At 55.2% G+C, this 21931-nt stretch carries 15 protein-coding genes; 7 read left to right on the top strand and 8 right to left on the bottom strand.

The features are described 5' to 3' along the window. Nucleotides 1-104: 104 nt before the first annotated feature. Nucleotides 105-2837 carry a DUF2339 domain-containing protein gene (locus RBH33_RS05350; RefSeq protein ID WP_306731111.1) on the top strand — a complete coding sequence of 911 codons (2733 nt, stop codon included), beginning with the start codon at nt 105-107 and terminating at the stop codon, nt 2835-2837. Nucleotides 2838-2967: 130 nt separating this feature from the next. Here RBH33_RS05350 and RBH33_RS05345 read toward each other — a convergent pair whose 3' ends face one another. The 3 genes from RBH33_RS05345 to RBH33_RS05335 are packed head-to-tail and all read right to left on the bottom strand — an operon-like array spanning nt 2968 to nt 7543. Next, the gene (locus tag RBH33_RS05345) at nt 2968-3249 is read right to left on the bottom strand and encodes a DUF503 domain-containing protein (RefSeq protein WP_306731110.1); all 282 of its coding nucleotides are present in this window, start codon (nt 3247-3249) and stop codon (nt 2968-2970) included. A gap of 50 nt (nt 3250-3299) precedes the next feature. Beyond that, complete coding sequence (locus RBH33_RS05340) at nt 3300-6476, bottom strand: efflux RND transporter permease subunit (protein WP_306731109.1); 3177 nt, start codon at nt 6474-6476, stop codon at nt 3300-3302. A gap of 2 nt (nt 6477-6478) precedes the next feature. Further along, complete coding sequence (locus RBH33_RS05335) at nt 6479-7543, bottom strand: efflux RND transporter periplasmic adaptor subunit (RefSeq protein ID WP_306731108.1); 1065 nt, start codon at nt 7541-7543, stop codon at nt 6479-6481. A 241-nt stretch (nt 7544-7784) separates the two neighbouring features. Here RBH33_RS05335 and RBH33_RS05330 point away from each other — a divergent pair, with 241 nt between their 5' ends. Next, the gene (locus tag RBH33_RS05330; RefSeq protein ID WP_306731107.1) at nt 7785-8159 is read left to right on the top strand and encodes a TonB-dependent receptor; all 375 of its coding nucleotides are present in this window, start codon (nt 7785-7787) and stop codon (nt 8157-8159) included. A 17-nt stretch (nt 8160-8176) separates the two neighbouring features. Here the strand turns inward: RBH33_RS05330 and RBH33_RS05325 are convergent, their stop codons facing one another. The 3 genes from RBH33_RS05325 to gcvT all read right to left on the bottom strand — a co-directional run bounded on the left by RBH33_RS05325 (nt 8177) and on the right by gcvT (nt 10588). Beyond that, the gene (locus RBH33_RS05325; RefSeq protein ID WP_306731106.1) at nt 8177-8971 is read right to left on the bottom strand and encodes a serine aminopeptidase domain-containing protein; all 795 of its coding nucleotides are present in this window, start codon (nt 8969-8971) and stop codon (nt 8177-8179) included. 102 nt (nt 8972-9073) lie between these two features. Continuing rightward, on the bottom strand, nt 9074-9466 hold the full coding sequence (gcvH, locus tag RBH33_RS05320; protein ID WP_306731105.1) for a glycine cleavage system protein GcvH: 393 nt from the start codon (nt 9464-9466) through the stop codon (nt 9074-9076). A 39-nt stretch (nt 9467-9505) separates the two neighbouring features. Further along, on the bottom strand, nt 9506-10588 hold the full coding sequence (gene gcvT / locus RBH33_RS05315) for a glycine cleavage system aminomethyltransferase GcvT (protein ID WP_306731104.1): 1083 nt from the start codon (nt 10586-10588) through the stop codon (nt 9506-9508). A 236-nt stretch (nt 10589-10824) separates the two neighbouring features. On the opposite strand from gcvT, the gene RBH33_RS05310 reads away from it, so the two are divergent. From RBH33_RS05310 to RBH33_RS05300, 3 genes are read left to right on the top strand one after another with little or no spacing between them, the layout of a single operon-like run. After that, nucleotides 10825-11877, top strand: coding sequence for an alpha/beta fold hydrolase (locus RBH33_RS05310; protein ID WP_306731103.1), 1053 nt, complete (start codon nt 10825-10827; stop codon nt 11875-11877). Then, nucleotides 11870-12346 carry an RNA polymerase sigma factor gene (locus RBH33_RS05305; RefSeq protein ID WP_306731102.1) on the top strand — a complete coding sequence of 159 codons (477 nt, stop codon included), beginning with the start codon at nt 11870-11872 and terminating at the stop codon, nt 12344-12346. Before RBH33_RS05310 ends, RBH33_RS05305 begins: the two co-directional genes overlap by 8 nt. Before the next feature lie 13 nt (nt 12347-12359). Then, nucleotides 12360-13031 carry a hypothetical protein gene (locus tag RBH33_RS05300; protein ID WP_306731101.1) on the top strand — a complete coding sequence of 224 codons (672 nt, stop codon included), beginning with the start codon at nt 12360-12362 and terminating at the stop codon, nt 13029-13031. Nucleotides 13032-13736: 705 nt separating this feature from the next. On the opposite strand, the gene RBH33_RS05295 is transcribed toward RBH33_RS05300, so the two are convergent. Next, on the bottom strand, nt 13737-15698 hold the full coding sequence (locus RBH33_RS05295; RefSeq protein ID WP_306731100.1) for an alpha/beta hydrolase family protein: 1962 nt from the start codon (nt 15696-15698) through the stop codon (nt 13737-13739). Between the two features lie 623 nt (nt 15699-16321). Here RBH33_RS05295 and RBH33_RS05290 point away from each other — a divergent pair. Next, a complete protein-coding gene (locus RBH33_RS05290; RefSeq protein WP_306731099.1) occupies nt 16322-19156 on the top strand; it encodes a di-heme oxidoredictase family protein in 2835 nt (944 codons plus the stop codon). A gap of 283 nt (nt 19157-19439) precedes the next feature. Next, entirely contained in the window at nt 19440-20717 is a 1278-nt protein-coding gene (locus RBH33_RS05285; RefSeq protein ID WP_306731098.1) for an O-acetylhomoserine aminocarboxypropyltransferase/cysteine synthase family protein, read from the top strand. Here the strand turns inward: RBH33_RS05285 and RBH33_RS05280 are convergent. After that, the gene (locus RBH33_RS05280) at nt 20714-21931 is read right to left on the bottom strand and encodes an acyltransferase family protein (protein ID WP_306731097.1); all 1218 of its coding nucleotides are present in this window, start codon (nt 21929-21931) and stop codon (nt 20714-20716) included. The two genes, RBH33_RS05285 and RBH33_RS05280, sit on opposite strands and share 4 nt — an antisense overlap.

Raw genomic sequence — 21931 nt, 5'->3', positions numbered from 1 at the left:
ACTCCAAAGCTTAAGTAACTGGCTCCCCCAGCTCGGTTCTCCCCGGGCTGTGGATGAGTTACTATCGTCGTCCTGTGCCAATATAAGAAAAATAGGACTTCGTTATGGCTTTTTGGTTGTTGGTTGCTCTGCTTGCAGCAGTGTTTGCTCTGATCTCCAATCGGGATTTGGCCCGCCGGTTGAACACGGCGGAGCAGCGGCTGCGTGCAGTTGAGCAAAAGGTTGCAGCCGAGCATCGTGCGGACTCCGCTTCGCTTCGCGAATATGAGCTTCCACCCTCAGCGAGAAAGGGCTTATCCCCAGAGCCCAGCCGACCCTCCCAGCCTGCATCACCGACTTCAGCCGTTGCGAAGGCATCGATTACAAGCTCCAGCACTACCTCCGCCGAATCGGCCCAGGCACAGGCCGATAACTGGCGTGCTCCAGTTGCGGCGCGGAGCCACACGTCAGACTGGTCCCGCGTCACGTCGGGGGCGGGTACCCCCACATTGGACTGGCTAAGCCCCGTAATGGAGCGGATCAAGCGTTACTTTACCGAAGGCAATGTGATCGTCCGCGTGGGCGTTATCGTGTTGTTTTTTGGTGTGGCGTTTCTGCTGCGCTATGCACAGCAGCAGGTCGCCGTGCCGATGCAGATGAAACTGTCGGCCGTGGGAGCCTTGGGCGCAGCGCTGTTGGCGGTCGGTTGGCACTTGCGTCACTCACGCCGAGCCTACGCACTGATTTTGCAAGGTGGTGGGGTAGGCATTTTGTACATCACTGTATTCGCGGCATTGCGACTGTTCGATCTGCTGTCGCCCACCGTAGGGTTTGGTTTGCTGTTGGTTATGGTGGCGCTGGCGGCGGCGGCCGCGGTGTTGCAAAACGCCCGCTCGCTTGCAGTGATGGCGGTCACCGGTGGCTTTCTCGCGCCCATTTTGACGGCCACCGAGCCGGGCAGTCACATTGTGCTGTTCAGTTATTACGCCGTTCTTAACCTGGGAATTCTCGCTATTGCTTGGGCCAAATCCTGGCGGGAACTTAACGTGTTGGGTTTCCTGTTTACGTTTGTGATCGGCACCGTTTGGGGCGTGCTTAGCTATTCCGCCGTGCACGTACTCAGTGCACAAGCATTTCTGATTTTGTTTTTCCTATTCTATGTACTCATCGCTCTGCTGTTTGCGCGTCGGCAGCCGGTCGAACTCAAGGGCTATGTGGACGGTACTTTGGTGTTCGGAACACCGCTGGTGGGTTTTGGTTTGCAGGCGGGGTTGATGCAGCCTTACGACTTTGGTCTTGCCTGGTCCGCTTTGGTTTTGGGTGGCTTCTACACGGGGTTGGTTTGGTTGTGTCGCCGCTACGGAGGTTCGGCTTATCGGCTGTTGAGCGAAGCCTTTTTGGCGTTGGCGGTGGTCTTCTTTTCTCTGACCATTCCCTTCGCACTGGAGGGAGAGTGGATCGCGCTGGCATGGGCATTGGAAGGCGCGGCGATTCTTTGGGTCAGCCTGAAACAAAAACGCCAGATGGGAGTGGCGTTTGCTCTGCTATTACAACTGGGCGCCGGGCTCTTGTTTCTGCCGGACTTATGGCTGCGCAGTTCCGCATGGCCGGGTGTTAATGCGGTATTCTTGGGCGGCGCCTTTGTGGCTTTGGCGGGCCTGTATTCCAGTTATGCGCTGACGCGGGCGGGTGATTGGTTGATCCCCAGCCTCCGGTCCTTAGCGCCCGTGATGCTGCTCTGGGGTTTGGGCTGGTGGTTGACCAACGGCGTTTTGGAGCTCGTGGAGTTTGCACCTTCGGGATATCGCTGGGGCTCACTGCTGTGTCTGTTTGCGGTTACGGCCGCGGCTTTGGGTGCGGCGGAAGCCAAGCTTAACTGGCAGCAGTTGCGCTATACGCCCGTGGTGTTGTTCGGATTGATGGTACTGCTTTCGATAGCGTCCATCCAAGGGTTCGAGCACCCTCTGTCCGATTTCGGGCTCGTCGGCTGGCCGGCGCTTTTTGCGGCACTTTACGGGCTGCTATATCTTCAGGACAAAATTCACCACTTGCCCGCGAAAGTTTTGGCCACTCTGCATGCTGGCGCTTGGTGGCTCGTAGCGCTTATTTTTGGTGTGGAGTTTTATTGGTTGGTCGAATCGCGATACGAGCTGGGTGGCTCATGGCCAGTCGTAGCCCAGGTACCCTTATTGTTGGCCATGCTTTGGATCGCCCTTAAGGGGGGCGCTTGGCCCTGGCGGCCGCATCGCCCCACTTACACCACTCTGGGCTCATGGCCGATAGTGGGTTTCTTTGTTCTGTGGAGCTTGTTTGTCAGTACCAGCAGTTCGGGCGACTTCTCACCGCTGCCTTACTTGCCGACTATTAACCCGCTCGACATAACACAGATTTTGGTACTGCTAACACTGGCGTACTGGGTGCAAGACGGTTACCGCGATAGCAGCGGCCCCGTGGCGTTGTTCCACGGGCATGCGCTGTTGGGCGCATTAACATTTGTCTGGTTGACCGCCGTGCTGCTGCGCACTCTCCATCACTGGGCTGAAATCGATTACCACTGGACAACGTTGTGGGACTCTCATTTGGTGCAAGCCGCTGTGTCGGTATTCTGGACGCTGGTGGGATTGGTCACCATGTACTTCGCCGCACGATTCAAGGCGCGCCCCGTATGGATTGCCGCAGCCACATTGCTGGGGCTGACTGTGGCAAAGTTATTCTTGTTGGATATGCGGGACAACGACACACTGGAAACCATCGTGGCGTTTTTAGCTGTGGGTATACTGCTATTGGTGGTGGGTTATCTGTCGCCCATGCCGCCCGGGAAAGCCAGCGACGCTTTGGAAGCTAAGGTGGCACCGTAATCGTACGTGGCCTCAGCGGCAACCGCGTAGACGACGCGCCAATTGTCACGACCAGTATCAGTGGATTGGCGCGATCAACTGAAAGCGAACCGGCTTGCCGGTGAAGTTTTTCTGCGCGGGTAGGTCAGTCTTATAAAAATTCTCTGCTGTTCGCCAGAATGCGCCCATCAACCGAGCGTTCCAGCTTTAGCTCAATGTCACTGAACAGTGACTCCACATCTTTGCGCAACAGGCCTGTGACAACGAAGGACCACTCGCTAGCGTCATGGCGGTCGCGTTCACCACTCTCGCAAACGGCAATCGCCGGGTTGCGCCCAAGGCGTTCATGAAGTCCGCCCATACGCTGACGTTTTTCTTTGAGGGAGCTGCAACCGGGCAGTGAAATTTGACAGGTCAGAATGCCGATGTGCATGGGATTCCACTCCTCACGTCATTGAAGAAAACTTAGGTAGCCTCTGCTCCCTAGCCGACCAGCTTCGCTTTTAACCACTCCGCTCCGCGACTACTGACCAGATACAGGCAGGGAATCACCGCCAGGGTTAGCAGCATGGCACCCATCAGGCCGCCGATCACGGCGATGGCGAGCGGGCGCATAATTTCGGCGCCTTCGCCCAAGCCGATGGCGAGCGGAGTCATACCCACTACGGTCGTGAGAGTGGTCATTAAAATCGGACGAAGGCGGATGCTGCCGGCTTCCAGTACGGCGTCTTCAATGCTTAGGTTGTGATTGCGCCGACCAAGCTCAATGTACTCCACCAGTAGAATCGCATTGTTGACCACTATCCCGATCAGCAACACTACACCGATCATCACGGGTGCGGACAAAGGTGTACCCGTGGCCCACAACATCAACACCACACCAATCAAAGACAGTGGCGCAGCGGCGAGAATCACCAGTGGGTTAGTCAGCCGTTCATACTGCACCGCCAACACCACCAGCACCAGGAACAGCGCCAGGCCGATAACGCTCATCAGTTCGCGATTGGTTTCTTGAATGGCTTCCCATTGGCCGCCAAAAATCAAACTGTAGCGGTCAGACATTTCCATACCCTGCAAGCGCTCTTCCACTTGCTCCATGATGGTGCCCACGTCTGAAACCTGCGTGTTGATGTTGCCCACCACGCGCTGAATTCGGCCCTGGTTTTCGCGTTCAATGTGCGCAGGCCCAGTACTCATTTCAAAGCGGGCTACATCGCGCAGCAATACCGCTTCGCCGTGTTGGCGGAACAGTAGCAGGTCGCCCAGCCGTTCAGGGTCGGCGGTTTCTTCACGCGGTAGGCGTACGCGCACATCGTACTCCACGCTGCCGCTGATAAAACGTGTGGGGAGAGCGCCGTTGACGGCCATACGAATGGCTTCGCCCACTTCGGATACATTCAACCCCAGCGCCGTAGCGCGCTCACGGTCGACCCGAATGCGCACCAGCGGACTTTGGGAATCACGCCCAACTTCCACGCCTTCAAGCCCGGGAATATCTTCCAGTCGGTTGGTGATTTCCCGCGCGTAGTCTTGCAACTGATTCAGCTCCGGCCCAACAATGGTGATGGCGAAATCGTCACCGGAGGTGGTAAAGCGCAGGCCGCGAATGGAGGGTGGATGTACACCCATTCGAACACCGGGCAAATCCAGTGCTTCCAGTTTTCGCTGGGCATCCGCCACCCACTGGCCGGCGGTCATATTTGGGCGCTCAGAGGCGGGCGTCAACTGCACGCGCAGGCGCGCGGTGCCTGGGCGCTCATTGATGCTGCCGCCGCCCAAGTGACCGCCTACCAGCGCGAATTGGGTTTCCACATGGGGCAGTTCCCGAATCGTGTTTTCAATCACGCGGGTGAGGCGGTCGGTTTCGTCGGGCGGTGTGCCCGAGGGTAGGCCAATCCAGACAAATACGCTGCCATCGTCTACTTGCGGTAAGAATTCGTTGCCCAGGCCTTCACCCAGCTTGAGCGCGCCTACAAACGCCAATACCGCCAGGGCCAGGACCGCCCAGCGCCAATGCAGAATTTTGGCCAGCAGAGTGCGGTACCCAGCGCGCAGCTTGGCGATCATGCGATTGAAGCTGCGCTGGAATCGGCTGCGCTCGAAACCGCTTTGATACTTCACCTTAGCGAGCAGAGCCGCGAGCATGGGAATCAGGGTTAGGGCGGCGGCCAGGGTGGCCAAAATCGCGAAAGAAATGGTCAGGATCAGGTCGGTAAAGACCATGGCGGCCATGCCGGTAATCAGCAAAAACGGCAGTACCGCTGCCAGGTTGGTCAAGGTTCCGGCCGTGATCGCGCCCCGAACTTCTGCGGCGCCGGTGTGCGCGGCTTCATCGGGGCTTTTATTCAGTTCATCCCGGTGCCGGTAGATGTTTTCCAGCATCACTATGCCGTTGTCCAACAGCAAGCCGACGCCCAGGGCTAGGCCACCGAGGCTAATAATATTCAGAGTGAGGTTGCCGATACCCATCATCGCGAAGGTGGCCATGATGGCGATGGGGATGGACATGCCCACCACGAAGGCTTTGCGCAGGCTGCCTAAAAACAGCAACACCAGCACCATGGCCAGCAAGCCGCCCAGAATGGCGGCGCTGGCAACGCTGGCGATGGCACCGCGAATAAAGTAGGCCTCGTCGCCAATGGGCTGGAAATTGATGTCCTCGGGGATAAAACCGGAGCGTTCCAGTCGCGCAATGGTGGCCTGCACGGCTTCCACTACTTCCACCGTGTTGGCATCCGGTTGTTTAAAGACTGACACCTGGGCCGACGGTGTGCCGTCCAAACGCACGAACAGTCGCTGCTCCTGGTGCCCGTCGGTTACTTGTGCCACGTCACTGATGCGTACACTGCTATCGCTGTCCGGCAAATGGATCAGCACATTGGCGATGTCCTCCACGGAGGTGAACAGGCCGTCAGTTTTGGCCATGACGTCAAAGTCGCCGGAAGTCATCCAGCCGGAGGCGATGTCCACGTTTTCCGCTTCAAGTGCGGCAACCAAGTCGGCCATGGTGAGGTGGTAGTAGCGTAGCCGGTGCTGGTCAACCTCAACCCGCATTTCCCGCACTAGGCCGCCGGCGGTTTCCACCCCGGATACGCCGTGAATGGCGACTAATTGAGGCGTGAGCTGGTGCTCCACCCAATCCGCCACTTCCACTTCCGAGCGCACGGCGGAGCTAAAGCCGGCCTGCCACACAGGTTGTTGGGAAGGGTCGAATTTGTACAGACGCGGCGGCTCGATGTCGCGCGGCAATTGGGTTCGGGCCAGCTCCAGGTACCGTGAGGCATCTTGCAGTGCCAGATCCAGATTGGTGCCGGCCGCAAAGTGCAGGTTGACGTTGGTGCGCCCTTCAGAAGCTCGGCTGTCGATGCGGATCAGATTTTCCGTGCCGGCCAGATTGCGCTCCAGCACACGGGTGATTTGCTCTTCCATAACTTCCGGCGCCGTGCCGGGGTAGTTAACCGTCACCCGAATTTGGGGAATATCGATGGTGGGTAGCAGGTCGATGGGCAGGCGCTCGATAAAGAACAAGCCTAGAACAAACACCACCGAGGCCAGCGCCAATGTGCCAATGGGGCGGCGAATAGCGGTGCTGGTGATGCCGCGGTGCTCTATGTTCCTGTCATGAGGCGGATCGTTCCTGTCGTGATGCGGATCACTCATAATCAGTTCCGCCGCTCGACAATCCGCACTCGCTGTCCATCGCGCATATCTATGGGGTTGCTGGCCAGGACTACATCGCCAGGTTCAAGACCGGATGTGATTTCCGTCCAGCCGCCGCGATTGATCCCAATGGAGACTTCTCGGCGCTTCAGCTCGTTATCTTCAACCAGATAGACGTAATAGCCGTCGGCTTCGGTATCCGCGCCGACTGACGGTGTAGGTAGGGCGAGCACTTCCGTTCTGGCGTCCACGTCGAACTGCAGCCGAGCCAGGTAGCCCGGCCTGACGCCGCGCTCATCCGCCCCTTCAGGCAGCGCCACTTCCACAGTGACCAACCGGCTGCCGGTGTCCGCGGCGGGGAAAATGCGCCGGACGGTACCGGCAAAGATTTCATCGCGCAGAGCATCCAGGCGCACTGTGACCAGTTGGCCCGGCATCAAATGCACCACGTCCACTTCCGGCAGGCCGGGGCGCACCACCAATTCATCCATGGCCGCCAGTTCAAAGAGAGTTTCGTGCTGCTGTACCGCTTCGCCGGGCTCGATATGGCGTTGTGTAACTACCCCGTCCTGGGGTGCCGTAATGCGGCCAAAGGCCACTCGGGCGCGCCATAATTCCCGCTCACTTTCGGCGACGCGCAGTGTCGCTTGCGCCTGTTGGTATTCCGACAAGCTCACGGCACCGCGTTGGCGCAGCTCGGCCATGCGTTCATAATCCAGGCGTGCCCGTTCTTCTTCCGCGTTGGCACGCCCCAGCTCGGCCTGCTGCTCGGACATATCCAACTCTGCGAGCAGCTCGCCCGCGCGCACTCGATCACCTTCTTCCTTGTGCAAGCGGTGCACGGTGCCATGGGTGCGGCTGGCCAAACGAATATGCACCCTCGGCTCCACCGGGCCGCTGACCATGACGCGGCGCGACATATCGCGGGGTTCCATCCCCATAACGGCAATAGCCGTACCGCGGTCGGTGCGTTCGGGTTCGGAAGCTGTTTCGCGGCCGCAGCCGGTCATAAGCAGGATCAGCGCACCGCCAATCATCGCGGCGCGAATACCTGGGGGGAAGGTCATGGGCAATATCCAACAAATAAGTACTTCGTACTCCAACTTTACCAGCCGGGAGGTTGGGCGGGCCAGCTCTGTTCGGTTAAGAAGTGTTCAGAGAGCAATCTGCCAATGCCCCTTGGGGGGAGCGATACGCTCTGTGAGCCAAGCAGTTTTCTTGATTACAAAGCTTGCGGACAGGATTATTATTGTTGCGCCCAATCGGGGCAAGCGAGTCCCATAAACACAAGAAGAGGCGTTGATAGTAATGGATAGAAAATATTTGCTTACGGCGTTTGGTTACGGACTTCTGGGGTTGGTGCTGGGTATTTATATGGCCGCGTCCAAAAATCACGGCCAAGCGGTCACCCACGCTCATATCTTGCTGATTGGTTTTGTTGTTTCCTTCGTGTATGCCGTGTGTCACAAGCTTTGGTTGACGGGGGCAATCGGTCGGCTCGGAGCGGTGCAGTTTTTCCTGCACCAGGTGGGTACTGTGGGCGTAGTAGTGGGATTGTTCCTGCTGTACGGCGGCTATGCCAACGAAGCCGTGCTGGGCCCAGTGCTAGGTGCGGCCTCTTTGGTGGTATTGGCGTCCATGATCATGATGAAGGTTATGGTGGTACGAACCCGCGCTACTTAAATGCGGCACCACAACCGCTAGGGTTGATGAACTGCGGCGCTTGACTCCTCAGCCGGTCGGGACTCTTCATTCGGTCGGGATTCTGCGTGTTGTTGTGCGGGCAAACCGGCGGCGACTATGTCACTCCACAGGGCCCGCCACACGTCCCAGTTGTGCCCGCCGGGTTGGGTAAATACCCGCTCGGCGGGTAAGCGCACCGCCAACAGTTCGCTGGCTTTGGCAAAACGATCTTCCTCGCCGTAGCCCAACACAATCTGGGGGCCGTTCGATCCACGGGTGGCTTCTTTAAACCAGTGCCACACCGCTCGTTCGTAGTCTTCACCCGCTTTGCCGTCGTTGGGCCATTGATCCAGCCCGCCCGCTTCGTGAATTTCCCTAACCAGCGCCGAATCACCGGGGTAGGGCGCTAGCAGTATCAAACCATCAATAATGCCGGGGTGCTCGTCGCAGTAAAGTACCGCGCCTAAACCGCCCATGGAGACACCCATCAACCAAATACGCTTATAGCCCCGTGCCCGAGCGGGAACGATAATATCCTGATGCAAACGCTCCACCACTGTTCGCTCCCGGTAGTATCCGAAGTGCGCGTCCACCGCCACGATGTCCGCCTCCAGCTCGTTGCCGGTAGCGAAGAAACCGTTAGAGGGGAAGGACTCCATGCCCTCTTTGCGACCGGGCAGCATGATCAGCAGGGTGTCCGACTGACGCTCCACTTGCGCTTCGAGGTAGGGCATGGGGGTTTTCGCGGCTTGGAAAAAGCCGCAAGCGGTGAGCAGACTTGAGAACAGCATAAGTAATGGCGCTTTCCGCATGGGCGTGATCCTTGCTGGCGCCGCACCGGCTCAGAGTAACCTCAGAAACCGGTAAGGCGCGATGTATCCTGCAAGACGTTTAAGGATGAAAGCCGCCGTGGATCAGGCTTCTTCCTCGATGGTGTTTTGGTAACCATCGGCATCCAGGGCGCTGTCCAGCTCGGATAAGTCGTCCGGACGTACACGGAAAAACCAGCCGTCATCGTAAGGGGAGTCGTTTACGGTTTCAGGGGCGTCTTCCAGGCTGGTGTTGATTTCAAGCACTTCGCCGGATACGGGGGAATAGATGTCGGAAGCGGCTTTAACGGACTCCACCACGCCGGCCTCTTCACCCATGGTCACGTGACTTCCGGCCTCGGGCATTTCCACAAACACCACATCGCCTAAAGCGCTCTGAGCATGGTCGCTGATGCCGACGGTGACGGTGCCGTCAGATTCCACGCGCGCCCACTCGTGGCTGGGTAGGTACTTCAGTTCAGGGCGGATCTCACTCATGAATTGCTTCCTTAATAAAGACTTGGAAAATTTTTGTTGTTACACCAATGCTTGGCCTTTGCGTACAAAGTTAGGCTTGACCACTTCAACAGGCAAGCGCTTACTGCGCACTTCCACCTGAGCTTCGGAGCCGATACCTTTGGGAACCCGCGCTAAAGCCACAGACACCCCAAGCGTGGGGGAGAAGCTGCCGCTGGTAATCACCCCGGCCTCGGTGCCATTCGCCAGCACTGGCTGACCAGCACGTAATACGCCTCGTTCACGCAATACCAAACCGACTAGCTTGTTCTGTACACCTTCAATACGTTGACTTTCCAGCGCCTTTCGGCCGACAAAGTCGCGGCTTTCGGGCTGCCAAGCCAGGGTCCAACCCATGTTGGCTTCCAGGGGCGAGACGCTTTCGTCCATCTCGTGCCCGTATAGATTGAGACCCGCCTCCAGGCGCAAGGTATCCCGGGCACCCAGGCCACACGGGCGGACTCCCGCTTCGGCCAGTTGCTGCCAAAAGGCGACTGCCTCGTCGCCCGGCAGAATAATCTCCAGACCATCCTCACCGGTATAACCGGTGCGGGCAATAAACCAATCGCCCTGTTCCGAGGCTTGAAAAGGCGTTAGTGCCTGAATGGCAGCGGCTAGCTCGGGCCGGACCTGGCTGACGCGTTCAATGGCCTCTGGCCCCTGCACGGCAATCATAGCCAGCTCGGCCCGTTCTTCCAGCTCGACGTCATAATCTGCGGCGATGCGGCCCATCCAGTCCAGATCTTTCTCCCGTGTGGCGCAATTGACCACGGTGCGGAAGTGACCATTGCTATTGTAGACGATCAAATCATCAATCACGCCGCCCTGGGGGTTGAGCATAGCGGTATAAAGAGCCTTGCCTGGACGGGCAGAGATAAGGTCCACATCATTGGCGAGCAAATACTGCAGATAGCCCTTAGCCTCAGGGCCGCGCACATCCACCACGGTCATGTGCGACACATCAAACATGCCCGCCGCACGGCGCACCTGGTGGTGTTCCTCGATCTGCGAGCCGTAATTGATTGGCATGTCCCAACCGCCAAAATCGACCATTTTGGCGCCCATGTCGAGGTGGCTCGTGTAGAGCGGGGTTTGTTTGCCCATTGATACTTCCGTCAAAGGTCGCCGGGTAGAGAACCGGCACGTGTCTGGGAGCCCCGCAAAGGGACAGGAAAAAGCGGTGCCTATTCTACTGGGGGAGAGGGGGTTTCGCCAGCGTCGGTTGTCGCGCACCGCCTTCGCCAACGCATGATGACGTCATCTCCTGTCATGCTGTGACGATTTCATCTCCCACCGCGAATAATAGAGAAATTTTGAAATAAGCGAAGGGAGATTTAGTAATGAGCGTGACAAAAGCATTCTTTCTACAGTTCAGCCTGCTGGTTTCAAGTGTTGTGTTGGCGGGCGATAGCGTGCCCGCCGAGGGATCGCCGGAAGCTTTGGCCATGGTGAACCTTCCCGAACCGACTTTCAGCAGCGACCCGCCACCACTTGGCCCGCAAGCAATGACTGATTTGGGCTTTGAGCAAGTGTACGACAACTTCGACGTGTTCTTTACCGCCCGTGACGGCGCAAAGCTCCATAGCGACCACTATAAGCACCACGGTGACATCACCGTGGTGCTTATACATGGCTCCGCAGGCTCCAGTTTTACCATGAACAGAATGGCCGGACGCCTTCGTGAAGCCGCGCGTGCCGAAGTCTATGCGCTTAATCTGAGAGGGCACGGCCTCTCGGAAGGCCGTCCGGGAGATGTTGACTATATAGGCCAGTATGCTGATGATCTGGATGACGTACTGAATCAGATTAAGGAAGCCAAGCCGGAGAATGCGGTTATCATCGCCGGCCACTCAATGGGGGGCGGGGTTGCGCTAGAGTTCGCCAGGCTTCACCAATCTACCAGCGTGGATGGTTATCTCCTCTTTGCTCCGGACCTGGGACCAGTGTCCCCAACGGTCCGAAAGGAGGTGCCGGCGACCAAGGACGGTAAAGAACCGGCGTTGAAGCTGCATATGGCCCGTATTATCGGATTACATATGTTGAACCAGGAAGGCATCCACAGCTATGACCACCTGCCAGTGCTGTTTTACAACTTGCCCGAGCAAATGCCTATCAGGCAATACAGCTACAGAAGCGTCTTGAGTGGTTCACCGCAAGACTACCGCGCCGCGCTGAAACAAATGCAGCAACCGCTCTTGGTGATCGTTGGCGAGCAGGATGAAGCGTTCATTGCACGCGAGTTTCCTACTGCCATTGAGCGGCTGTCGGATGGTGAGGTGGTGATAGTAGAAGATGAAACACACAACGGCATCCGCCATTCAATTAAAGCCATGAAGGCGGTGAATGATTGGGCGAGAACGAACTTTGGGAAAAGTAGAATCGCTCATGAGTAAGGATAACGAGTTCGAAACCGTGCTTGCAGAACATCGAGCGCTGATTTACAAAATCGCCTCGGGTTACAGCAGAAACTCTGACGATCTTGAGGATTTGACTCAAGAAATAGCACTACAGCTTTGGCGCAGTTTTGACAGATACGATCCACAGTATAGATTCAGCACTTGGATTTACCGAATCGCATTGAACGTTTCTATTTCATATTTGAGAAAGAAAACGACATACGACAGGCGCCACACTAATCAAGATCAACCATTGCTCGAACAGGCGGCATCGGCACCTGATTGCAGCATCCTATATGAGCTTAACCAGATATTAAGCCGTTTGAACAAGTTTGACAGGGCACTGATCATGTTGGATATGGACGGACTGAGCTACGCCGAAATAGCGGAAATTATGAGTATCTCGCCAAGCAATGTGGGAACTAAGCTCTCGAGAATCAAGCGTCGTTTGGCAGATCAACTGTGATATTGGAGCAATCATGAACGATATTGAAAGAATGCAACAACTTTGGAAGAAGCAGGAAGAGACCATTAATCAAAACGTCAAGCTTAGCCTGGAATGCTTGAAAGAGGTCAAAAGCCAAAAATCGGCGTCTCGGCTAAACAGCTATCTCTACCTGAATATCTTTAGCTTAATCGCGGGATGCGCATTGGCCGCCGTTGGTAGCTATTTTGCGATTCAGTATCAGGCGAGTACGCACCTTTTGATATCGGGCAGTCTCATTGCGCTTTGGTCGTTGGCGCTTTGCTATGGTGCAATCAGTCAGATACAGCGGATAACCAAGTTGAACTACGCAGGGCCAATCTACGACGTCCAGCGACAGCTCCAAAATATTAGATTATCCGCGCTGTTCTATTTAAAACTGTCGTTAATGATTGTTCCTTTCTACTGGGCGTTTGCGCTCGTGTGGGGCAAGGTATTCATGGGAGTTGACTTGATTCATCATTTAAATATTGTGATGACGACGTTTGTACTGTTACCCATCGCTGCCTGTATTTATTGGGCTTTGTCGCCACAAAACATTGATAAGCCTTGGGCTAGATGGCTAATGCAGGGTGCCGGAAGCCAAGTTCGAAAGGCGCTGGAAGACCTTGATGAGTTGCGCGAGTTTGAAAGTGAGGTGTCCGGAAAAGAAGGGGTGGATAATTAATCGGGTGTCTTCTGCCGCACCGGCGGCTGTTATCCATTGGTTGGGCTGTAAGTCCAGTCTTTCTTTGAGGATGAGTCACCCCGCGCTTATCATCGCGCCGTTCGACTCGTCCAGTCGCCGATCTGCTATGCAGGCGCAAAGTGCAAACTGAATCCAGCTAGCGCTAATAGGAGAAGCAGGTAAACTATTCCATCTATACCGAAAAAAGTAACCTGAAATCAACCACTTTTCTTGTTGGATTATATCCTTCGTAGCGCATTGAATGGAACGACCAACAAAGCCGCCAAAAGAGATTTTGGGGAAATATCACTTTGTCCGATCTAGTGCTGCGGTGCTTTTCTGAATAGTGCTAACTGCCCTTAGCCGTTTCCAGCGGTGGAGAGTGCAATTTTATGCTCCGGTAGCTGGCCAAATTATTTACTCTGCGTAGAGTTTTTACAGAAGTAAGTCCGACAATTATCGATGTGGCAATAAAGGGCAGTATCAATAGAGGGCTTTGAGATATAGTGGCAAGCATAGATCTAACCCCTCCATGATTAGACCCAATAACTATTGCAATTCCTAAAGTCAACATTAGCGTTAAGCAGAAGAACAGCGAGAATCTTTTGATTTTCACAATTCTGATCCATCAATTTTAAGATATGGCATGGGGAGAACTACGCCCGCGACTATTGCGGGCGTAGCACGGGAAAAATGACTTGCGGTTTACTGTGTGGTTAGTACCGGAAGATGCTTCTCCAAAAACTCCCCCATGGCTCTAAAAGTCGCGACGCGATTGTCTTCGTTGGATAGGTAATGATCCTCATTCGGCAGTTCGATGTAGGTCACGTCTTTTCCGGCTCGCTTCAGTGCTGCGTACATTTTCTGGCTGTGTTCCGCCTCCACCTGGCGGTCACTATCACCGTGAACCAGCAACACTGGAATTTTTACGGTTTCGGCGTGATTGACGGGAGAGATCTCCCTGAGTTGCCGGCCATGGCGACCAACTTGAGCTTCAATTACGTTGTAAGATTGCGAGAAATCCCGACGGCTGCGCACCAGTTCGAATACGTCGCTCACGCCGGCGAAGCTAATGGCACACTGATAAAAATCAGGTGTTTTTACGGCACCCATGAGAGCCGCATAGCCACCATAACTGGCCCCAACAATACAGATGCGGTCTGGGTCGGCGATGCCGTCGGCGATCAATGCCCGGGCGCCGTCTTCGATATCGTCCTGCATCTCTTTACCCCAGTTCTGCAGGCCAGCTTCAAAAAAGGCATGGCCCTGGCCGGTAGAGCCCCGGAAGTTCATCTGCAGTACCGCATAGCCCAAGCTGGCAAAGTATTGGGACCAATAATCGAACGCGTCCGAATCGCGCGCGTGGGGCCCGCCATGAGGAAACATCAGTGTTGGCAGCTTTCCTTCACTGCCCGCCGGCCTGGTCAGCCAAGCGTGTATGTCTAGGCCGTCCCGAGCTTTGTAGTGGTAGTTCCTAACCGGTGTCATCCGCTGGGGTTCGAGTGCCCCGTAACGATAGGCCACGGCGTTCAGAGAGCGGGGTTCACGGGTGCCGAGATAGTAGGTGCCTGATTCGGTTCTCCCGGTGGAGTAAACCAGAAATTTATTGAGGTCGTCCGTCAAAGAATAGACGGAGTTGCGGCTGTTCGGCAGTGCGGAATCAATGCTTGCCTTGAGGGCATTAAGTTCATCATCGAAAAACACCGTGCCGCCATCGTGAGAGCCGCCGATGCCGATTACGCGCTTTCCTTTTCGGTCGTATACGAGCCCGGCGCTAATATCGAAATGAGGATGGGAGTAGACCAATTCTTTGGTGAGGTCCTCATCACCCAGGTCCACTTTAAACAGCGCCTTTAAACCGTTGTGATAGGCATTGATGTACAGCGTATTGGGATCGTAGCCGAACCCAATTGGGTACACTTCATCAGCGGAGAAAATGTCGTAATTCCACAGATCGCGCCACCTTCCAGACTTCGCTTCCTTGGCGCGAAGAGTCACGGTTTGGTCGTGGATATGGGTGGCCAAGCGCACGTTGTGCTGCTGGTCCAAATGCCAGCTGACAACGCGGTTCTCCGGACGTTGGACGACCCGGGTTCTTTGATTGCGGATATTGACTCTGTGGATAACGTTATTGGGCCCTAAAGCGTTTTCCGCAGGGAGGGCCATAAGGATATGGTCTGGATCATCCGGCAATATGTCCACCACCTCGTCCAGGCCGGGAGGCAGTATTTGAAATCGCCGCAGGAAATTTGAGCGGAAAGGTGTGGTGACCTCACCTGAATCTGTGTCGATAATTAATAATCGGGTTTCGCGTGTGTCGCCTCTTATCTGAGCGAAGCCGATCCAGGTGTCCCGCCTGGCAGGGTAGTAAGTGGATACCAGCAGTGTGCGGTCGTCCTTCCAACGCATCCAGTTAATAAAGTACCGACTGTTATCGGTGAAGAGCATGAACTCTTTCTCGCCGGACTTCAGCTCAGTGACCTGAACAGCTACGCCTTTCTGGTCGGGTAATGCGACGCGTACCAAGGCGGCCAGCTTTTTACCACCTGGGGAAAGGGTGAGGTCAGACGCATCAGGCAACTGGGAGAAATCTTTGTAGGTCAGTGGGTTATCTGCCCATACGTTGGCTGCAACAAAAACTAGAGTGAGAAAGGCTAGGCGTAGCATCGGGAGGTCCCTCTTCTTATCGTTTTTTGAGAGATGAAAATTAGCACTATTGTCGGTAAAAAGCAAAATGTAGAGGACTTATCTGCCACTGTCTCGGCTTTGTCTCAGGCCGGTGTTAAATAACGAGTGTTGTAACTGTAAGTAACCCTCGTTACCTAACTGGACTTAGATACTTAATCGACACTTCATGGCCGAAGTGGCTTTGTCGGTGAGCCTTCGATCCCTCTACGTGATGGCCCCACTCTCACTAGCTTTAACGCCCCTAAGCTGGAATTCGGTCAGTTCTATCTCGAAAAGTCATCTTTTGAGTGCATGTTTTAATGTTGTTACCTCACTAAAAGTGGGACCAGCCCACTTTTACCCTTTTTACAAACCGGGACGACATTCTTTGGTGTATGCCTATATTGGTGGCAGGAAGCGCGCAAGGCTCTGATTCTTTACCAGCAGGATGCCAAGTGGTATTCGCTCCTCCCCCGTAACGTACGAGTGTTCTTAGATCACTCGTCAATGGGGCTGTGATGTAGATCACAACAGCAAGTCCGGCCCAGCATGCGGCATGTTGACTCCCAAATAATTATATCGGACGGCTGCTTGCTGAAATTCACATTACCCGGAGAAAAATCATGCGAATCACCGGCCTTAAACAACGGATAATCTGGAGTTCACTTTTAGCGCTACTAGCCTTTATCAGTATAGGCGTTGTGGCTCAAACCAACGTGGCGCTCGACGGCACCGCTACCGCAAGTAGCACCGATCTGCCCGCCAGTGCGGCCATTGATGGCGATATGAACACTCGTTGGGCCTCGGCGGCCCAAACCGATCCATCCCATATAACGATCGATTTAGGTCAAGCCTACGAGCTTTCCCAAGTCATTATTCATTGGGAAGCAGCCAACGCTGATACCTATGAAATCCAAGGCTCCAATGACAATGCCAACTGGGCCACCCTGGCCACAGAGACTGGGGGGAGTTTTGGTGACCGGACCGATAACGTTTCTGTTTCAGGTATTTACCGATACGTTCGTATGTACGGGATCAGCCGTAGCGAGGGAAACTACTGGGGTTATTCGATTTGGCAATTTGAAATTAACGGACAGGAGCCCACCCAAGCTACAGCTTTGACCGTTCAAGCTCAGGATTATGTGAATTATTTTGATACCACAGCCGGCAATACAGGCGGTGCCTACAGGAACGACGATGTGGATATAGAGCCCACCTCGGACGTTAGCGGCGACTATAACGTCGGCTGGACTGATGCTGGGGAATGGCTGGAGTACGATGTCTCGCTGGCAGCCGGGACTTACTCCGCCAGTGCCCGCGTCGCTTCGGCGTATGGTGGGGGGAGCTACACCCTGTCTCTGAATGGCAACCCTATCGGCAACAACAATGCTGTCGGTGGTACCGGTGGCTGGCAGAGCTGGGATACTCAGTCCGTGGGTGAGATTACTGTCCCGTCGTCGGGAACCTACACGCTTCGGGTTGATATCAGCTCTGGCGGTTTCAACCTGAACTGGATCGAGCTGAACCCCAACGGTTCTTCCGACGACCCGCCGGGTGATGATCCAGGCTTAGGCGATATAGTGCCCCTGTACAACAGCTACACGGAGCTGGAACCCGACATTCAATTTGATCGTGGTGATGCTCTGGTCACTCGGTTTTCCGATCGGGCGCGCGATCGGCATGCAAGAGAAGATCACTTTCAGGCCTATGATCACTACCTGAACTTTTATTGGGAACACCGTACCGCCGCCATCGAAATTGTCGACTACGTAGCCAAAGGCGGCAGCGAGATCAGAATGAATGTTCGGACTCAGTGGCGGCTGAACGATACCGAAGCCGAAAACCGCTGGTTCTATCGGGGCGTTGGCACGGTGGCCGAATACTGCGACAACGGCACCATGGTGGTTGAGGATGACTTTAACTATCACAAAGAGCGCAGTTTCAATTGCCGCGAAGGCCGCGCCATTCAAGTTGGAGACAAACTGGAGTTTGAGATCAGCCAGTTCCTGGACCCCAGCGTGCCCAATGGTCGGGCACCTTATTACGGCACTACCTATCTGTACATAGTGGGCGAGGGCTTAGTGGCCTGGGATGACACAGGAGGCGCTACACCAGCAGGCGGCGTCAGGGATTCCGTTAAAATTCCAGAACGGGCCTGGTTGGGGGGTGAGACCACCATTCATGCCGATACTTCAAACGAGCCCCACAACCGCTTTATGCAGATGGCCACCAACCTTGGCTATGATAACGGTCAGCCATTCGTGTTAGGCCGGCGCGTTTTACACACCTCCTTTGTGACTGGTGTGCACGATGAAAGGCCCCAGGAAAACCCTGTGTTTACAGAGTTAGCCGGTCTTGCCGGGCCGCTGTTTGTGAACGACAGCTGTGCCGCTTGTCATGATCGCAACGGTCGCGCAGTGCCCAACGCCATTGGAGAACATTTGGATCAGTGGGCGTTTAGAGTCGGCGATGCCGACGGTAATCCACATCCAGCCCTAGGCCGAGTGTTGCAGCCCGAAACCGATGGCAGCGCAGCGTCCGAAGGTCAGGTGTCAATTGCCTCTTGGACGGAAGCCAATGGCTTGCGCTCACCGAACTTTCAGTTCACCGGTGTGACCCCAGAAAGATTCTCCGCCCGGATTGCCCCTCAAATTGTGGGTATGGGACTTTTAGAGGCGATTCCAGAGGCCGATATCTTGGCCCTGGCGGATCCAAACGATTCAAGCGGAAACGGAATTTCCGGTCGCGCGCAACGTGTTATAGATCCAGAAACCGGCGAGACTCGCTTGGGCCGTTTCGGGTGGAAAGCCGGTACAGCGAGCGTCAGGCACCAAGTGGCCGCCGCGCTCAATGCCGAGATGGGTGTTATGACTTCGGTATTGCCCGATCCAGATTGTGGCGCTAATCAAACCGATTGCGGTGATGGCGGTCCACAACTGAGTGAGGAACACCTTGAGAATCTGGTGAAGTACATTTCCTTGCTCGGCGTGCCGCCTCAAAGAGATTACGACTCTCCGGCCGTACAAAACGGCGAGGCTGTGTTCTCCGACATCGGCTGTGCCGAATGCCATACGCCCACGCATACCACCAGTGAGTTTCACCCTCTGGCTGAGTTAAGAGGCCAGACCATCCATCCTTATACCGATTTGCTGCTGCACGATATGGGCCCAGGATTGGCGGATAATCTTGGCGAAGGTGAAGCTTCCGGCTCCGAATGGCGTACCGCGCCGCTTTGGTCACTGGGCTTATCGGCCTGCGTGACGGGTGGGGTTACCAACGCGCCTCAGGGCGAGCGGGAATGCACGCCGGTACACGGCTACCTGCACGATGGTAGAGCCAGAACCATTGAGGAGGCCATTCTGTGGCACGGTGGCGAGGGCGAAGCTTCCAGGAATGCCTATCAAGCGCTCTCTTCTGCACAGAAAGAGGATCTACTCGCCTTCTTGAGATCGCTTTAATTCTTCATGTAAACGTGACTTAGTCATTACACCCAAAAAAACCCCGTGCTTAGGCTCGGGGTTTTTTGTTTACGTAATCGCAAAATTCATCAATACACATGATCGAAATTTATCGAAACTTCTTGGATCTTGGTGAGATATCACCAAACAAACTAGCGCAATCATCCCTGAACGACTTCGCCCAGGCTTATCTGTCACGGCTCATTCAACTCTGCTACATTGATACATTCTCTTATCCTCGCGCTGCGAGGTCGCAGTTACATTCAAAGAGTGGAGTTACCCTATGAAGCTTGAGTCTCTGGCGTTACATGAAGGCTACAAATCCGACCCCACCACCCGCGCGGCGGCGGTGCCCATTTACCAGACCACCTCCTATACCTTTGACGACACCCAGCACGGGGCGGATCTTTTTGATCTGAAAGTCGAGGGCAATATCTACACCCGCATCATGAATCCCACCACGGCGGTCCTTGAGGCGCGCATGGCGGCGATGGAAGGAGGAATCGCGGCGTTGGGTTTGGCTTCGGGTATGGCGGCGATTACGTACGCCATTCAGTGCATTACCTCCGCCGGGGACAACATCATAAGTACCAGTCAGCTTTACGGCGGCACCTATAACCTGTTTGCCCACAGTTTGCCCCGCCAAGGGATCGACGTGCGTATGGCGTCTTACGACGATTACGAAAAGCTGGAAAGCTTTATTGACGACAAGACCCGGGCGATTTTCTGCGAATCCATCGGCAACCCGGCGGGCAATGTGGTGGATATAGAGCGCTTGGCGGAAATTGGTCATCGTCACGGTGTGCCCCTGATTGTGGACAATACCGTGGCTACGCCTTATCTCTGTCGGCCGTTCGACCTGGGTGCGGACATCGTGGTCCACTCCCTAACCAAATACATCGGCGGGCATGGTACTACTGTGGGGGGCGTCATTGTGGATTCCGGCAAGTTTGACTGGGTAGCCAATAAGAAGCGCTTCCCCATGCTGAACGAGCCTGATCCGTCGTATCACGACGTGGTTTATACGGAAGCCTTAGGCGCGGCTGCCTTTATTGGCCGCTGCCGAGTGGTGCCCCTGCGCAACACAGGTTCCGCTCTCGCGCCACACAGTGCATTCCTGATTATGCAGGGCTTGGAAACCCTCGGTCTGCGTATGGAGCGCCACTGCGAAAACGCGCTAGCGGTAGCCAAACATTTACAACAACACCCAAAGGTTACTTGGGTCAGCTACGCCGCGTTGCCAGACAGCCCTTACAACGAGCTCTGCCAAAAAATAAGCGGCGGCAAAGCGTCAGGTATTCTCAGTTTTGGTATTAAAGGTGGTAAACAATCCGGCGTTCAGTTTATCGATGCGCTGCAAATGATTCTGCGTTTGGTCAACATCGGCGATGCCAAGTCCCTGGCGTGCCACCCCGCCACTACTACCCACCGACAGTTGAACCCCGAAGAACTCGCCGCAGCGGGAGTGCCGGAAGATTTGGTGCGTTTAAGCATCGGCATAGAACATATCGACGACATCATTGCAGATGTTGATCAGGCGCTGGATAAGGTGTCCGGCTAAATAGGTCGGTGTTGAACGAAGTTTGTCTCGCCCGCTGGCATCGACTTTAAGCCGAACAGCGGGCGCAGTAAGCGCCAGCGCCTTATCGCAAATTCATGTATGGCCGCGCAGCCTATCACTGTGGCTAAGACTACCAGAAGCGGCTCGACTGCCGGCCCCAGTTGGTACTTTGTCAGTGCCACACCTGCGACGATCGTGATGGTCTGGTGCAGGATGTACCAAGAGAAGACAGCCTCGGTTGCATACGGTAACCAGCTAAACGGCCTGTTCAGTAGATGGTGTGCCCAACCTAGCACAGCAAGCAGCCAGAACCAGCCGTTGTAGTTTGAAAGTAGGCGTCGCCCCGCTCTGTTCACTGACGTGGGCAAAAACTCATGCACTTCAACATGGAAGTACAGTAGGTAAGTGCTAACGGCGAGTACGATAGCCGGCCAGCGTAGTCGCTGCAGCTCTCTCCACAGTCGGTCAGCGGTCGCCATTACGTAACCCAAAATAAAGGCGGTAAAGTACACCGCATGACTGTGCCAGTCGTTGTGCCATGCGTAGGTGGCAGGAAAGCGGTCATAGAGCAGGAAGTCGTAAACAACGAACAGCAAAACCGGGACCACAAAGAGTTGCCAGCCACCTAGGTTCTGGAACCCTTGCACCAAACCTCGACCTATCGGCCGACGCAGAAACGGCGCCAAAAGGGAGAGAATCAGTGAATATGTTAATAGATAGGGCAGGTACCAGAGGTGGTTCCAGGTGACGCCGATATCAGAGCCATCGAAAGCCTTAGGTGGCCACGATTGGAGCGTTAAGTATCGCCATAGGAATTCTCCATAATGACCTTCGAAACCGCCATTGGCGACTGCTTGCAAATAGGCCTGAGGCGGTACAATCACTACCATACCGAACAAGAGCGGTAAGAGAAGGCGCCAGACTCGGGAGCGCGCGAAACCATTTCTTCCCAATTTCCGCAGTAGAAAGTAGCTGGCGAAACCCGAGACTAGAAAGATAAGCGGCATGCGCCATGGATTCACCATTAGCATGACCCTTTGCAACACTTCGGATGAATACTGGGACTTCACATGCCAGTGCCAGTCGGACGCGTAAAACATACCCACGTGATAGAAAATCAATAAACCAAAGGCGAACACCCGCAGCGCATCAATATCATACCGTCGTTGGTGGGATGAGCGAGGGTGGGGTGGGGCATGAATACCCTGGGTCAT

Origin of the sequence: Marinimicrobium hydrolyticum (genome assembly GCF_030848505.1) — a bacterium.
GTDB lineage: Bacteria > Pseudomonadota > Gammaproteobacteria > Pseudomonadales > Cellvibrionaceae > JAVDDU01.
This window is presented reverse-complemented; position numbering and strand designations above follow the sequence as displayed.

Excerpts from the sequence above, each read along its gene's own strand:
- RBH33_RS05345 (WP_306731110.1), bottom strand. The coding sequence starts at position 3,249 with ATGCACATCGGCATTCTGACCTGTCAAATTTCACTGCCCGGTTGCAGC.
- RBH33_RS05280 (WP_306731097.1), bottom strand. The coding sequence starts at position 21,931 with ATGACCCAGGGTATTCATGCCCCACCCCACCCTCGCTCATCCCACCAA.
- RBH33_RS05290 (WP_306731099.1), top strand. The coding sequence starts at position 16,322 with ATGCGAATCACCGGCCTTAAACAACGGATAATCTGGAGTTCACTTTTA.
- RBH33_RS05350 (WP_306731111.1), top strand. The coding sequence starts at position 105 with ATGGCTTTTTGGTTGTTGGTTGCTCTGCTTGCAGCAGTGTTTGCTCTG.
- gcvH (WP_306731105.1), bottom strand. The coding sequence starts at position 9,466 with ATGAGTGAGATCCGCCCTGAACTGAAGTACCTACCCAGCCACGAGTGG.
- gcvT (WP_306731104.1), bottom strand. The coding sequence starts at position 10,588 with ATGGGCAAACAAACCCCGCTCTACACGAGCCACCTCGACATGGGCGCC.
- RBH33_RS05300 (WP_306731101.1), top strand. The coding sequence starts at position 12,360 with ATGAACGATATTGAAAGAATGCAACAACTTTGGAAGAAGCAGGAAGAG.
- RBH33_RS05305 (WP_306731102.1), top strand. The coding sequence starts at position 11,870 with ATGAGTAAGGATAACGAGTTCGAAACCGTGCTTGCAGAACATCGAGCG.
- RBH33_RS05285 (WP_306731098.1), top strand. The coding sequence starts at position 19,440 with ATGAAGCTTGAGTCTCTGGCGTTACATGAAGGCTACAAATCCGACCCC.
- RBH33_RS05295 (WP_306731100.1), bottom strand. The coding sequence starts at position 15,698 with ATGCTACGCCTAGCCTTTCTCACTCTAGTTTTTGTTGCAGCCAACGTA.
- RBH33_RS05335 (WP_306731108.1), bottom strand. The coding sequence starts at position 7,543 with ATGACCTTCCCCCCAGGTATTCGCGCCGCGATGATTGGCGGTGCGCTG.
- RBH33_RS05325 (WP_306731106.1), bottom strand. The coding sequence starts at position 8,971 with ATGCGGAAAGCGCCATTACTTATGCTGTTCTCAAGTCTGCTCACCGCT.
- RBH33_RS05340 (WP_306731109.1), bottom strand. The coding sequence starts at position 6,476 with ATGAGTGATCCGCATCACGACAGGAACGATCCGCCTCATGACAGGAAC.
- RBH33_RS05330 (WP_306731107.1), top strand. The coding sequence starts at position 7,785 with ATGGATAGAAAATATTTGCTTACGGCGTTTGGTTACGGACTTCTGGGG.
- RBH33_RS05310 (WP_306731103.1), top strand. The coding sequence starts at position 10,825 with ATGAGCGTGACAAAAGCATTCTTTCTACAGTTCAGCCTGCTGGTTTCA.